This window comes from Pseudomonas sp. H3_D04 (genome assembly GCF_054669175.1).
Genome location: NZ_CP162801.1, coordinates 514,554 through 527,500, shown reverse-complemented (window position 1 = coordinate 527,500; position 12,947 = coordinate 514,554). Strand labels below are relative to the sequence as shown.

14 protein-coding genes and 1 tRNA gene are annotated in these 12,947 nt (G+C 55.7%); 4 read left to right on the top strand and 11 right to left on the bottom strand.

Annotated elements, in window-relative coordinates:
- Nucleotides 1-201 precede the first annotated feature (201 nt).
- From AB4N91_RS02610 to queA, 6 genes are all read right to left on the bottom strand, one after another.
- Complete coding sequence (locus AB4N91_RS02610) at nt 202-750, bottom strand: glycine zipper 2TM domain-containing protein (RefSeq protein WP_010457893.1); 549 nt, start codon at nt 748-750, stop codon at nt 202-204.
- A 120-nt stretch (nt 751-870) separates the two neighbouring features.
- Nucleotides 871-1,785, bottom strand: a complete 915-nt coding sequence (gene secF, locus AB4N91_RS02605; RefSeq protein WP_010457895.1) for a protein translocase subunit SecF — start codon at nt 1,783-1,785, stop codon at nt 871-873.
- 9 nt (nt 1,786-1,794) lie between these two features.
- The gene (gene secD / locus AB4N91_RS02600; protein WP_083375807.1) at nt 1,795-3,663 is read right to left on the bottom strand and encodes a protein translocase subunit SecD; all 1,869 of its coding nucleotides are present in this window, start codon (nt 3,661-3,663) and stop codon (nt 1,795-1,797) included.
- Between the two features lie 63 nt (nt 3,664-3,726).
- Nucleotides 3,727-4,065 (bottom strand): preprotein translocase subunit YajC, encoded by a 339-nt coding sequence (gene yajC, locus AB4N91_RS02595; RefSeq protein WP_007916913.1) that lies wholly within the window; start codon nt 4,063-4,065, stop codon nt 3,727-3,729.
- A gap of 43 nt (nt 4,066-4,108) precedes the next feature.
- Nucleotides 4,109-5,224 carry a tRNA guanosine(34) transglycosylase Tgt gene (gene tgt, locus AB4N91_RS02590; RefSeq protein ID WP_010457900.1) on the bottom strand — a complete coding sequence of 372 codons (1,116 nt, stop codon included), beginning with the start codon at nt 5,222-5,224 and terminating at the stop codon, nt 4,109-4,111.
- Nucleotides 5,225-5,238: 14 nt separating this feature from the next.
- Nucleotides 5,239-6,288 carry a tRNA preQ1(34) S-adenosylmethionine ribosyltransferase-isomerase QueA gene (gene queA / locus AB4N91_RS02585; protein ID WP_008025479.1) on the bottom strand — a complete coding sequence of 350 codons (1,050 nt, stop codon included), beginning with the start codon at nt 6,286-6,288 and terminating at the stop codon, nt 5,239-5,241.
- Between the two features lie 107 nt (nt 6,289-6,395).
- Here queA and AB4N91_RS02580 point away from each other — a divergent pair.
- The 3 genes from AB4N91_RS02580 to AB4N91_RS02570 all read left to right on the top strand — a co-directional run bounded on the left by AB4N91_RS02580 (nt 6,396) and on the right by AB4N91_RS02570 (nt 7,593).
- Nucleotides 6,396-6,480: transfer RNA gene (locus AB4N91_RS02580), tRNA-Leu, on the top strand.
- Between the two features lie 149 nt (nt 6,481-6,629).
- Entirely contained in the window at nt 6,630-6,959 is a 330-nt protein-coding gene (locus tag AB4N91_RS02575) for a hypothetical protein (RefSeq protein ID WP_282411385.1), read from the top strand.
- A gap of 133 nt (nt 6,960-7,092) precedes the next feature.
- Nucleotides 7,093-7,593: a DUF3916 domain-containing protein gene (locus AB4N91_RS02570; RefSeq protein WP_077749346.1), complete on the top strand. Its 501-nt coding sequence runs from the start codon at nt 7,093-7,095 to the stop codon at nt 7,591-7,593.
- Between the two features lie 106 nt (nt 7,594-7,699).
- Here AB4N91_RS02570 and AB4N91_RS02565 read toward each other — a convergent pair whose 3' ends face one another.
- The 3 genes from AB4N91_RS02565 to AB4N91_RS02555 all read right to left on the bottom strand — a co-directional run bounded on the left by AB4N91_RS02565 (nt 7,700) and on the right by AB4N91_RS02555 (nt 10,277).
- Nucleotides 7,700-8,413, bottom strand: coding sequence for a hypothetical protein (locus AB4N91_RS02565; protein WP_077749347.1), 714 nt, complete (start codon nt 8,411-8,413; stop codon nt 7,700-7,702).
- A gap of 233 nt (nt 8,414-8,646) precedes the next feature.
- A complete protein-coding gene (locus AB4N91_RS02560) occupies nt 8,647-9,144 on the bottom strand; it encodes a DUF4411 family protein (protein WP_077749348.1) in 498 nt (165 codons plus the stop codon).
- Nucleotides 9,141-10,277: an XRE family transcriptional regulator gene (locus AB4N91_RS02555; protein WP_077749349.1), complete on the bottom strand. Its 1,137-nt coding sequence runs from the start codon at nt 10,275-10,277 to the stop codon at nt 9,141-9,143. The genes AB4N91_RS02560 and AB4N91_RS02555 overlap by 4 nt, the downstream gene beginning before the upstream one ends.
- Nucleotides 10,278-11,017: 740 nt before the next feature.
- On the opposite strand from AB4N91_RS02555, the gene AB4N91_RS02550 reads away from it, so the two are divergent.
- Nucleotides 11,018-11,326, top strand: a complete 309-nt coding sequence (locus tag AB4N91_RS02550) for a DUF3077 domain-containing protein (RefSeq protein ID WP_460112094.1) — start codon at nt 11,018-11,020, stop codon at nt 11,324-11,326.
- 433 nt (nt 11,327-11,759) lie between these two features.
- Here the strand turns inward: AB4N91_RS02550 and AB4N91_RS02545 are convergent, their stop codons facing one another.
- Together AB4N91_RS02545 and AB4N91_RS02540 are read right to left on the bottom strand one after the other, a co-directional pair.
- Nucleotides 11,760-12,128 (bottom strand): PH domain-containing protein, encoded by a 369-nt coding sequence (locus AB4N91_RS02545; RefSeq protein ID WP_010457986.1) that lies wholly within the window; start codon nt 12,126-12,128, stop codon nt 11,760-11,762.
- Between the two features lie 75 nt (nt 12,129-12,203).
- Nucleotides 12,204-12,545 carry a potassium channel family protein gene (locus tag AB4N91_RS02540; protein ID WP_083375801.1) on the bottom strand — a complete coding sequence of 114 codons (342 nt, stop codon included), beginning with the start codon at nt 12,543-12,545 and terminating at the stop codon, nt 12,204-12,206.
- Between the last annotated feature and the right edge of the window lie 402 nt (nt 12,546-12,947).

Sequence of the window (12,947 nt, the reverse complement as noted above, 5' to 3'; positions counted from 1 at the left end):
ATTCGCTCTCAAGCACACCACCCATTCCCTGTGGGAGCGAGCCTGCTCGCGAAGGCGTCCTCACATCCAGCAATGGAGGTGGCTGATACACCGCTTTCGCGAGCAGGCTCGCTCCCACAAGGGACGGTGGTGAGGCACAAATCGTGGGCACAAAAAAAGCACCCATCCGGGTGCTTCTTTTTGAATCTGAATTGCAGTTTTTTAGTGAGCCTGTTCGTTCTGCGACAGGACCAGCTTGCCTTCCTTGTCGACCGGAATCTGGTTACCCGGATCACGATCCATCCGCACCTTGCCTTCCTTGCCATCCAACGAATAACGAACGTCGTAGCCTACAACCTTGTCGCTGATGTCATTCACTGTGTTACAGCGAGTCTGAGTCGTGGTGTAGGTGTCACGCTCTTGCATGCCTTCCTGAACCTTGTTGCCCGCATAACCACCACCGACAGCGCCTGCGACCGTGGCAATCTTCTTGCCGGTGCCGCCGCCGATCTGGTTACCCAGCAAACCACCGGCTAATGCACCGACCACCGTACCGGCGATCTGGTGTTGATCTTTCACCGGCGCTTGCCGGGTTACTGCTACATCCTTGCACACTTCACGTGGCGTCTTGATTTGTGTCTTGACCGGTTCAACGGCTAGCACTTGCGCATACTCAGGGCCGCTTTTAACCAGGCTGTAGGTGGCAACAGCACCCCCGGCTGTTACACCGACAGCACCCAATACCGCACCAACCAGCAACGACTTGTTCACATGAACCTCCTGACCATCACATGCGGGCAAAGCCCGCGCTTCTCCCAGCCTTGGAGCATAAAAAAAGGCGCGAGTTCAACTCGCGCCTTTTTGGGCTGACAGCTGGAGGAGCGATGGCCGTTATGGACGGTCGTCGACTTCCTTGTCAGTGGCCGCAGGAGGAATCAGGTCCTCGCTGCTCAGGTTCAGCCAGATCAGCACCACGTTCGCGATGTAGATCGACGAGTAAGTACCCGCCAGAACACCGATAAACAGGGCAATGGAGAAGCCGAACAGGTTGTCGCCACCGAAGAACAGCAGGGCCGCGATCGCCAGCAAGGTGGAGATCGACGTCGCCATGGTGCGCAGCAGGGTTTGCGTGGTCGAGATGTTGATGTTCTCGATCAGGCTGGCCTTGCGCAGTACACGGAAGTTCTCACGAACCCGGTCGAATACCACGATGGTGTCGTTGAGCGAGTAACCAATGATCGCCAGTACCGCCGCCAGCACCGTCAGGTCGAAGGTGATCTGGAAGAACGACAGGATACCGATGGTCACGATCACGTCGTGGATCAGCGAAACGATGGCACCGACCGCGAACTTCCACTGAAAGCGGAAAGCCAGGTAGATCAGGATACCGCCCAGCGCCATCAGCATGCCGAGGCCGCCCTGGTCGCGCAGTTCTTCACCCACCTGCGGGCCGACGAACTCGACGCGCTTGACCGTTGCCGGGTTGTCGCCGCCGACTTTCAGCAGCGCTTCTGCCACTTGATGGCCCAGCTGCGGGTCTTCACCCGGCATACGCACGAGCAAATCGGTAGTCGCACCGAAGCTCTGCACGATTGCCTCGTGATACCCCGAAGTGACCAGCTGCTCACGCACCTTGGTGACATCGGCCGGACGCTCGTAGGTCAGCTCGATGAGCGTACCGCCGGTGAAGTCCAGGCCCCAGTTCATGCCCTTGGTGGCGACGCTGAACAAAGCCAGCACGGTAAGGAACAATGTGACGCCGAACGCAACGTTGCGAACGCCCATGAAGTTGATTGTACGTAACATGGCAGCCCCTTAAATCCACAACTTCTTGAAGTCACGACCGCCGAAGATCAGGTTGACCATCGCGCGGGTCACCATGATGGCCGTGAACATCGAGGTAAAGATCCCGAGGGACATGGTCACTGCGAAGCCTTTGACTGGACCTGTGCCCATAGCAAAGAGAATCCCGCCGACCAGCAACGTTGTCAGGTTGGCGTCGAGAATCGCAGTAAATGCCCGGCCGAAGCCTTCGTTGATTGCCCGTTGTACGGTCATGCCCGCCGCGATCTCTTCACGAATCCGCGAGAAGATCAGAACGTTGGCGTCGACCGCCATACCCATGGTCAATACGATACCGGCGATACCCGGCAGGGTCAGCGTTGCACCCAGCAGCGACATCAAGGCCAGCAGCAGCACCATGTTCACCGACAGTGCGACGGTGGCGATGATGCCGAAGAAGCGGTAGATGGCGATGATGAACAGCGAGACAAACAGCATGCCCCACAGCGATGCATCGATACCTTTGGTGATGTTGTCGGCACCTAGGCTCGGGCCAATGGTGCGCTCTTCAGCGAAGTACATCGGTGCAGCCAGACCACCGGCACGCAACAGCAGCGCCAGTTCGGACGACTCGCCCTGACCGTTCAGGCCAGTGATGCGGAATTGAGCACCCAGCGGCGACTGGATGGTCGCCAGGCTGATGATCTTCTTCTCTTCTTTAAACGTCTGGACCGCAACGTCTTTCTCGACGCCGTTGACCATTTGCTTGGTGTACGTGGTGACCGGGCGCTGTTCGATGAAGATCACCGCCATGCTGCGACCGACGTTGCTGCGAGTCGCACGACTCATCAGCTCGCCACCGTGACCATCCAGACGGATGTTCACTTCTGGCGTGCCGTGCTCGCCGAAGCCAGCCTTGGCGTCAGTCACCTGGTCACCGGTGATGATCAGGCCACGCTCGATCTGTGCCGGTGGACGATTGCCTTCACGGAACTCGAAGCTTTCGGAAGTGGCTTTCGAAGCGCCCGGCTCAGCCGCCAGACGGAACTCAAGGTTGGCCGTCTTGCCGAGGATACGCTTGGCTTCTGCGGTGTCCTGCACGCCCGGCAGCTCAACCACGATGCGGTTGGCGCCCTGACGTTGAACGATCGGTTCGGCAACACCCAGCTCGTTGACGCGGTTACGTACCGTGGTCAAGTTCTGCTTGATGGAGTATTCACGGATTTCCGCCAGCTTGGCCGGGGTCATCGCCAGACGCAGCACCGCCTGACCATTGAGGTCGGCCGGAACAATGTCGAAATCGTTGAAGTTCTTGCGGATCAGTGCGCGGGCCTGTTCGCGGGAAGCTTCATCAGCGAAGCCCAGCTGAATGGCACCGTTGAGTTGCGGCAGGCTGCGATAGCGCAGTTTCTCTTTACGCAACAGGCTCTTTACATCGCCTTCGTACACTTTCAAGCGTGCGTCGAGGGCTTTGTCCATGTCCACTTCCAGCAGGAAGTGCACACCACCGGACAAGTCCAGACCCAGCTTCATCGGGTGCGCGCCGAGGCTGCGCAGCCATTGCGGGGTGGTTTGTGCCAGGTTCAGCGCTACGACGTAGTCATCACCCAGTGCCTTGCGCACGACGTCTTTGGCCGGCAGCTGATCTTCAGCCTTGGTCAGACGAATCAGACCGCCCTTGCCATTGGCCGCCAGCGTGGCTGCCTTGACGTTGATCCCGGATTCCTTGAGCGCAACGCTCACACGATCCAGATCAGCCTGAGTGACTTGCAGCGCAGTGCTTGCACCGCTGACCTGAATGGCCGGGTCATCAGGATATAAATTGGGAGCGGAATAAATCAGACCGACCGCCAGCACCGCCAGGATCAGAATGTATTTCCACAGAGGGTATTTGTTCAGCATCACGCCGCCCGCTTATGACGCGGGGCGCCTTGCGCGCCCCGTCGATTGAGTAGAAGTTGAAACTTAGATCGCTTTTAGCGTGCCTTTTGGCAGCGTGGCGGCAATGGCGCCTTTCTGGAACTTCATTTCGACGGTGTCGGAAACTTCCAGAACCACGAAATCATCAGCCACTTTAGTGATCTTGCCGGCGATGCCGCCGGTGGTCACAACTTCGTCGCCTTTCTGCAGGCTGCTCAGCAGGTTCTTCTGCTCTTTGGCGCGCTTGGCCTGTGGACGCCAGATCATCAGGTAGAAGATGACCAGGAAACCGACCAGGAAAATCCACTCGAAACCGCCACCCATTGGGCCGGCAGCTGCCGGTGCAGCAGCGTCAGCCATGGCATTAGAGATAAAAAAGCTCATTTAGCACTCCAGTTGCAAATGTTGAATCTTGGGGTCAGAAAACTCAGTCCAAAGGCGGAACAGGTAACCCGCGTTTGGCGTAGAAGGCATCGACAAAGGCGGCCAATGTACCCTGTTGAATAGCCTCGCGCAAACCAGCCATAAGCACTTGATAATGACGCAAGTTATGGATGGTATTGAGCATGCTCCCCAGCATTTCGCCGCACTTGTCCAGGTGATGCAGATAAGCGCGGGAGAAGTTCTGGCAGGTATAGCAATCGCAGGTCGGATCGAGCGGCGAATCATCATGGCGATGGAACGCGTTTCGGATCTTCAGCACGCCTGTATCAATGAACAGATGCCCATTGCGGGCATTACGGGTTGGCATCACGCAATCGAACATGTCCACACCGCGGCGCACACCCTCAACCAGATCTTCCGGTTTGCCAACGCCCATAAGGTAACGAGGTTTGTCAGCCGGCATTTGCCCCGGCAGGTAATCCAGCACCTTGATCATCTCGTGCTTGGGCTCGCCCACCGACAGACCGCCAATGGCCAGGCCATCGAAGCCGATCTTGTCGAGGCCTTCCAGGGAGCGCATGCGCAGATCCTGGTGCATGCCGCCCTGAACGATGCCGAACAGCGCCGCCGTGTTGTCGCCATGGGCTTCTTTCGAACGCTTGGCCCAACGCAACGACAGCTCCATGGAAATCCGTGCGACGTCTTCGTCGGCCGGGTACGGCGTGCACTCGTCGAAAATCATCACGATGTCCGAGCCCAGGTCACGCTGAACCTGCATCGACTCTTCCGGGCCCATGAACACTTTGGCGCCGTCGACCGGAGAAGCGAAGGTCACGCCCTCCTCCTTGATCTTGCGCATCGCGCCCAGGCTGAACACCTGGAAACCACCGGAGTCGGTCAGAATCGGGCCTTTCCACTGCATGAAATCGTGCAGGTCGCCGTGCTTCTTGATCACTTCGGTGCCAGGACGCAGCCACAAGTGGAAGGTGTTGCCCAGAATGATCTCCGCGCCGGTCGCGACGATATCCCGCGGCAGCATGCCCTTGACGGTGCCATACGTGCCCACCGGCATGAACGCCGGGGTCTCGACGGTACCGCGCGGGAAGGTCAAACGACCGCGACGAGCCTTGCCGTCGGTAGCAAGCAACTCAAACGACATACGACTTTGGCGACTCATTCTTTGTCCTCAGGGCCACGTGGTGCGGGGTTACGGGTGATAAACATCGCATCACCGTAGCTGAAAAAGCGGTATTCATGCTCAACAGCCGCTTTATAAGCGGCCATGGCTTCGGGATAACCGGCGAACGCCGAAACCAGCATCAACAGCGTGGATTCGGGCAAATGAAAGTTGGTGACCAGGGCATCGACCACATGAAACGGCCGGCCCGGGTAGATGAAGATGTCCGTGTCGCCACTGAACGGCTTGAGCACACCATCGCGCGCGGCGCTTTCCAGGGAACGCACGCTGGTGGTCCCCACCGCCACCACACGACCACCACGAGCGCGGCATGCAGCGACGGCATCGACCACGTCCTGGCCGACTTCCAGCCATTCGCTGTGCATGTGGTGATCTTCGATCTTCTCGACGCGCACCGGCTGGAACGTGCCCGCGCCGACGTGCAAGGTCACGAACGCCGTCTCGACGCCCTTGGCGGCAATCGCCTCCATCAGCGGCTGATCGAAATGCAGCCCCGCCGTCGGCGCCGCCACCGCGCCCAGGCGCTCGGCGTACACCGTCTGATAACGCTCACGGTCCGAGCCTTCATCCGGGCGGTCTATATAAGGAGGCAGCGGCATGTGCCCGACGCGGTCGAGCAGCGGCAACACCTCTTCGGCGAACCCCAGCTCGAACAACGCATCGTGCCGCGCCAACATCTCGGCCTCGCCACCGCCATCGATCAGGATCTTCGAACCCGGCTTCGGCGACTTGCTGGACCGCACATGCGCCAGCACGCGATGACTGTCGAGCACGCGCTCGACCAGAATTTCCAGCTTGCCGCCGGAAGCCTTCTGGCCAAACAGCCGCGCCGGAATCACCCGGGTATTGTTGAACACCATCAAATCGCCCGGGCGCAAATGCTCGAGCAAATCGGTGAATTGACGGTGTGCCAGGGCGCCGCTGACCCCATCAAGGGTCAACAGGCGACTGTTGCGACGCTCGGCCAAAGGGTGGCGAGCAATCAGCGAATCTGGGAGTTCGAAAGTAAAGTCAGCAACGCGCATGATGGGGTTCGTCTAGCAGGGGCCGGAAGTCTAGCCGAAATAGTGAAAATTCTCTATGTACCTGATTGACCGACGGTAATCTCATCTCTATACTTCGCCGCCATTGAGCCCTGATGGCGGAATTGGTAGACGCGGCGGATTCAAAATCCGTTTTCGAAAGGAGTGGGAGTTCGAGTCTCCCTCGGGGCACCAAAATTAAGAAAGGTCTTGCTTAGCAAGGCCTTTTTTTCGTCTGTAGGAAAGTGAGCTTGCTTACCGCTGTCGTGTAGCGGCTGCCGAAGGCTGCGAGCTTTTGATCTTCGTATTCTTGGCCGGTACGCCCCTTCTCAAGGATTCACCCCATGGAACTGCTGCTGGAAACCGTCGCCCTGTTCTGCCTCAAGCTTGCTTATGAGCGAGAGGGTGAAAGCCCGATTCTGCGGGATGATCCAATCATGAGTGATTATGAGCGCGAGGTTTTTGGGTTGTTGGTGCGTCGGGGAGATATTGAGGGGATTCAGTTTCGGGTGGCGCGCTGCGTTAGTTTGGCGATGGACGCTTTAGGCGGAATTCATACGCCACTGGGACGGGAGCTGCACAGGTTGTCAGCTGATTTCAGCACTGCGCAGTCGATGGATCAGCTTGAAGAGCCGCTCTTCGCGCTTAAGGATTATCTTAAAGACATTCAGTAATGATTGGGTTGGAGCCCCTTCACACCTACTGATACTGGCAGGGGTATGGTTGAAGTGAGAATGGACCTGCCACTTATCCATTGCCCCAACTGACAACAACGAAAGATTTTTTCGGCACCACAAGGACGTATCAATGCGGCAAATCGCCCTCAGCAACAAACCACTCAGAGGCATTCCCCGCCGCCTTCGCGCTCTGGAGCGCTGGGCCTCCAGCTTTCGCGATGAGTTTTACCCGCGATCCGCCCACATGGAGCGCTATACACACTGGAAGATCCCGGTGCATGCGGCCTTGGTTCAAGGTCCTCAAGCCAGGATCGAAGCTCAAGCCTTCTGCATTCAGCAACTGCTCGAAGCCGCTAGCCACCTGTCCAACGCTGCTGACCACTCACAAGGTTACTACCGGGTCGCTTGCCTGGTGGTGTGGCCATGGGTTCATCAGAGCGAGGTCACCGTCTTCTATGACAGGGACTATTATCTGGGTTTTCTTGGTGAAACAAACGCTCTAATGCCAGAGCGGATCAGTCAAGTTCTCGCGTTGCAGTCACCAGCAAATTTCATCGAGCACGGGCATGACGTAACTCAACCTGACGATGAAGTTGCAGTACAGTGGTGGTGCATTGGGGAACCGGCCTGACGGATTTGACGAGTAGGCTCGCGTCCACAGGGATCGTGGTGAGCTGACAGGCATTACTTAACCCGAGTGCGTGGATGATCAATCTGTTCCTTTTCCAAAACTCCTTTCATACCTGTGCATAGGCCTTATCAAAACTTTCAAAAGCTTGCTCGACCTTGTATCGAAGCATCAAAGACGCGGAAAGCTTCACCATGGCCTCGAAAAGTATATGCCCTGATGGAATCTCACACTGATCAACGCATCGACCGGAATTTTCGTCGGGTTCATACGCATAGACCTTGTAAAAAACACCTCGAGGCTCTCTACACAACCCGACATTGATGTGCGTAACAGAGCTTCCCCTACAAGTTGACTCAGGTAGTGAAAACTCCAATACATCCTCGAACGGAATGAACATAGCAGAAGCAGACATTACAAAAAGACTCGCGATATCCAGCGAGTCCTCTACAAACTCAAAGTCAGGGATTTTGTATTCATGTTCAAGAATATTCCGCACATCCACTATTTTGCGTAACAGACTTGGTGCCAACAGGCCAAGCGCTCGCAATCGCTCTAGTTTTTTCGGTACATTCCATCTAAGCGACTGGTAACCAAAAGAAATCAGTAGCTGATCTATCTGACAGATAATCGCGCGCTTTGAATTGGTCATTGCGTTAACAAGCGCAGACAGACCGCCCCGTTCAAAATCGTCTTCCGCCAAGTTCAAGAATTCGACAGGTGACGTTTTTAGCTCCGTCATCGTGAAGCTGCCACCAGCTAAATTTACCGCGCATTTGCTGATATTGAATTCATGAGCTTGGCAAAACTGTTTGAAATCCATTTTATGACCGGGTTGATTGGCAGCCCTAAGGGCCGCACAGCAGTTGTGGTTGCTGGCTTGCGTTTTTCGTGAGCTCGCTCCTACATTGCAGCGATGAACTCACGGGGCGGGCGGCCCGAATTCTTCCGGGGCTGTCCGCCGCTATAGCCAGGCAAAATGTTTGGAAGTCACTTTTGAGTAACAGGCAATTCACATTAGCGCTGAATCGCTTGGCATTTCAGTTCGAATTTCATTTAAACAAGCAGCACAAACCTGGCTTCAAGCTTGTGCAGCAACTCAAACGTATTCAAAAAAGAGACGTTAAGCTGCTCGCAAATATTAGGAATGATGAATTTTCGTCTTGCGTCGCGATTCAGCCTTTCGTGAGTTACTAACGTCGCACCTGTCGTCAAAGCCTTTGCAATTAGCCAAGGGTCCGCACCCGCTAAGAACTCTTCCATGGCACCTATCTTCATTCTCGGCGCCTGATCAGCCACAAGCCCTGCCACTTGAGCGAATGCTTCTTGCGTAGAGTCATCGGTGGTGTTGTGGAAGAAACCAGCGTTCTCCTTCGCCCAATCAGCGAGTTCGTCATTCCCTTTGGTCAACTCATCCATTACGGGGGCGATGCTAGATAAAGCTAACGCTTCATTTTTCAGCAATAACCATTGCCAAAACCCAGGACAGATAGTCATCCCGTAATATCGATTTTTTGCTTCGATCAGTGTATTAGCGTCTAGTAAATAATTCATTCCGTGATCTTACTGGCAAGCGTCCTTAACTTGGCAGGTTGCACGCCGAGCAAGTGTCCCGCCTCGCGCAGCAGCATCCGGCCACTCATTGCTTCAGTCAGCACTGCCTTGCTTAGGCGAGGGCTGTTTTTCGCGGTGGCGTTACGGTAATAGTCACCCGCTCCACCTTTTTCATCCTGGAAAGCCTTGAAGATCTTTAGATAGTAAGCGCTGTAATGAGCTTGGCTTATATATCCAAGATCCAATGCGCGGCGACCGATCGCCAATCTACTGATGTGAAACCGAGTGGCTAGCGGAGCTAAATTGTCTTCCCAGTTAACATCAGGGTTCCACAGGGCACGAAATTGCGCTTCGGGAGCCAGAAACTCACCTGCAACTGCATTGCAGAATCGCTCCTCATCTCGACCATTGGCGGTATTTCCGTCAGACACTCCACTGCTACCAATCCAGATATGGGCCAGTTCGTGAAGTAAGGTGAACAGTCTGGCGGTGGGAGCGTCGGAACTGTTGACGAATACCACGGGGGCGTAGGTATTACTGATGGCAAAACCCCGGAACTCGCTGACTTCAAGTTTGCGATGAGTATTTCCTAGCGCAATGCCACTGCGCATAACCAAAATGCCAGCCGCTTCTGCAGCTTCTATCAAGGCACGGCTGTATTTGTCGTAATCCAATCGAGCAGCGTCAGGGTTCACGCCGAGCGTCCGGCGAATATCGTCCACCACCTCTGCGACTCGAGATTGGCTGTTGAAGCGACCGACGAATGCCAGCGGCTGATGCTCCTGATATTGCAGATACTCCAGGTACCAGTCCTGCTTACGCATGGAGTCCCTGACAGTGTCCAACAATTCCAGGCTGGGACGTTGAGGCGCAATACCACCGACGGTCCGAAGATCAGGTAAAGGCAGTTGTTCGACAGGCGGGCGCGGAAGAAACAAGAAGCCAAAAGGGATGTGAGCGAGACTCGCCCACTTTTGAGCCTGAAGGAATGTTGGTTTGGTCTCGCCAGCCTCCCATTCCTCTACTCGATCAGGTTTCACTGGCAGCTTTTTAGCAACCTGCGCAGTGGAGAGACCTGCGCGCTCACGAGACCATGTGAGCAGGCTTGGATTGACTAAGGCGGCTTGGCTCATAGGGTCGCAGGCAAATCAGATGGGGCCAGCAAACGCTCGAGAGCATCCTTTGCAGATGCAGCCGAATGACGCGGGGTCCGGTTATCTGGCATTGCCTTTCTCCTTGGCTGTTTAAGGTCGGGTTGCAGCGACTACAGATTAGTAGAGAAGCAGAGCTACCGACGGCAGAAGCGCGGATTATGAGGTAAATCCGCAACGACCCGAAGCGCAAATATGTAACCTACAGACAGATGGTATTGAACTGTTTCAGCGCGTTTCATGACGCAAGTACGCCTTTACTTCCCTGCCCACCACCGAGCCCTCATCACCAGAATATCCACAGTGATTGACCACATAATCACCCACCGCTCTCGGAGGTTGCAGGAAAATGACCTGCACGATACCCTCCCACCGTCGCTGCCAATTCAGCGGCCGGGCTTGGTAACCCGAGGTAAATCACTGCGCAACAGTGCTATGCGTTCGCAGGCGCTTTTTTTTCGCCTGCGATCTGCGTTATGGCGGCTGTGCGTGGGACGTCTTCGGACGTGCCGGTTTCCTTGATTTCCCGGTTTACCAACCTGCGCACAGCTGCCACCCATTCGCTTGGTAACGAATTGTGGCGGCTCTTAAAAATTAAGGAGCTTCACAATGCGCTGTATGGATACGTACAAAATCTGGCTTTTCCCTCAACGCGACTCCCAGTTGCGTATCGCCCCACCATCCACCCTCTCCCACCGCCTCTCCCTCAATGGAGGTGGCCAATGACCGATCAATCCGAGCTGAAAACCATCGGCCTAACCCCTGCCATTTACTGCGCAGACCAACCGCTTTTCCACGTCACTCGCGGCGTTCCCCTCGGCGATGCATTAGCCATGGCTTCTGACTTTCTCTTCCTCGCCAAGAAGCTGAATGAAGATGTCGCCTACGCAACAGACACCGACCGCCATGCCTGGGCTGCGCATTATTTGACGGCGATGAGTAAGGCGGTGGTTGATGATGCGGTGAAGGTGCTGACGCGGGATCGGAAGGTTGCGCCGATGTCGAAGCAGGCAGCGGAGGTTGAAGAGTAGCTTCTGGTTTTTAGACGTCAGGCGTAACGCATGTAGGGGCGGGTTTGGTCGCGGGGTGGGGCATTCAGCGGGAATGGTGGTTGCCTTGAGTTTTTCGCGAGCAGGCTCGCTCCCACAAGGGGCGGTTAAGCCAATTTCCATGTTCCAGAAACAAGAAGGCCCGCACGTAATGCCGGACTGAGCCAGCACCAGAGGATCGGGCGCGATTGGGATTGATGCTGGCGGAGCCTGATGACTATGCCAACGTCGACGTCGCATGAAAAACTGGTTTGTGCCGACACCTAAGCGGGTGGGGGCTAAGGCTGGAGGTAGTGGCTAGCTTTAAGCGTTGATGGTGGCTGGTCTGGCGCTTTCGCGAGCAGGCTCGCTCCCACTTTGGATGTGTGTTTAGTCAGTTGGGGCCCCGAGGTTTCGGGGCTTTTTCGTTTTGGGGTTAGAGCAAGTGCTGGGAGATCAGTTTTGAGATTTCGACCATGGATGTCCTGCCGGTGAATTCGAATTTCACTTTTCCCAACGACGAGAAATAAACCTCCAGTTCGGAGTCCAGGTCGAACGTGCCAGAGGTTTCCACCGAGTACGCCACGATGTTTTTGTAGGGTAATGAGGTGAAGTCTTTTTTGCTGCCGGTGAGACCCTGGACGTTGACGGCGATGATGCGTTTGTTGGTGAACACCACGCCGTCGCGCATGGACTTATAAGCGTCGATGACGTGCTCGCCGTCGATCAAAAGGTCGGAAACGCGTGCGGCGTATTCGTCGTTTTGCTTGAGCTTGAAGAATCCTTTGTTGTTGAAATCAATCATCAGTCTTTCCCTGTTTTCAAATGAACATCGCGAGCAGGGCTTCATAGCGCATTTCCCACTACGCCGCCACGTCCCCTACTCCAGGTGGTCTGTCGCCCGCACCGCATTTTCAATCGCCCGAATGCTGATCGCCGCAAATATTGCCGTCATCAGCACCCCGTTAAACCCCAGCAAAATCGCCAGCACCCGTGAGACGGCCAGTTTCGGGACGAGATCGCCATAACCGATGGTCAGGCCGGTCACGAACGCGAAGTAGATACCGTCAAAAGGACCCCATCCTTCCAGATAGCTGATGATCAGACCGAACAGCACGATCAAAAACAGCAGGATGGAAAAAATCGGCCAGACAACGTGAAAGTAGAACCTGACGGCTTTATAGAATTCTCGACGGACGTGTGCTGCATGAGCGATGTTCATGTTATGGGCCCTTTGGGGGTTTGCCTGACCGGCAATCGAATGCTCGGCGCTTCAACACCCTTCAGCTTGGCACAAGCGAGGTGGATCGCCCGCTCATCGTACTCAAGGCGTATCTGAAAGATATTCGGTAAGCAAACGCTTGGCTTTGTGCTCTTCTAGACTTACTGGAGAGTCGTAGGCAGAACCGAACACGTCGCTTTGGTGCAGTTCGATCAATAGCAGCGTGGCAAGCTGCCCTTTATGCCCAATAGAGGTGCGGCGAAGACCGTATCGGGCACAACAAGATGCCCGCTCAGGGTGCCCTGGCCAACGGCCTGACAATGCCACGATACCGTGACGTGGTGTGAATGCCGCAGCCGACACTTTCGGACGACCGACAACCACCTGGTTTGTCCGTGACCG

Bases quoted from the DNA above. Each gene is read 5' to 3' on its own strand.
- secF (WP_010457895.1), bottom strand. From the start codon at position 1,785: ATGTTACGTACAATCAACTTCATGGGCGTTCGCAACGTTGCGTTCGGC.
- secD (WP_083375807.1), bottom strand. From the start codon at position 3,663: ATGCTGAACAAATACCCTCTGTGGAAATACATTCTGATCCTGGCGGTG.
- yajC (WP_007916913.1), bottom strand. From the start codon at position 4,065: ATGAGCTTTTTTATCTCTAATGCCATGGCTGACGCTGCTGCACCGGCA.
- tgt (WP_010457900.1), bottom strand. From the start codon at position 5,224: ATGTCGTTTGAGTTGCTTGCTACCGACGGCAAGGCTCGTCGCGGTCGT.
- queA (WP_008025479.1), bottom strand. From the start codon at position 6,288: ATGCGCGTTGCTGACTTTACTTTCGAACTCCCAGATTCGCTGATTGCT.
- AB4N91_RS02575 (WP_282411385.1), top strand. From the start codon at position 6,630: ATGGAACTGCTGCTGGAAACCGTCGCCCTGTTCTGCCTCAAGCTTGCT.
- AB4N91_RS02570 (WP_077749346.1), top strand. From the start codon at position 7,093: ATGCGGCAAATCGCCCTCAGCAACAAACCACTCAGAGGCATTCCCCGC.
- AB4N91_RS02565 (WP_077749347.1), bottom strand. From the start codon at position 8,413: ATGGATTTCAAACAGTTTTGCCAAGCTCATGAATTCAATATCAGCAAA.
- AB4N91_RS02560 (WP_077749348.1), bottom strand. From the start codon at position 9,144: ATGAATTATTTACTAGACGCTAATACACTGATCGAAGCAAAAAATCGA.
- AB4N91_RS02555 (WP_077749349.1), bottom strand. From the start codon at position 10,277: ATGAGCCAAGCCGCCTTAGTCAATCCAAGCCTGCTCACATGGTCTCGT.
- AB4N91_RS02550 (WP_460112094.1), top strand. From the start codon at position 11,018: ATGACCGATCAATCCGAGCTGAAAACCATCGGCCTAACCCCTGCCATT.
- AB4N91_RS02545 (WP_010457986.1), bottom strand. From the start codon at position 12,128: ATGATTGATTTCAACAACAAAGGATTCTTCAAGCTCAAGCAAAACGAC.
- AB4N91_RS02540 (WP_083375801.1), bottom strand. From the start codon at position 12,545: ATGAACATCGCTCATGCAGCACACGTCCGTCGAGAATTCTATAAAGCC.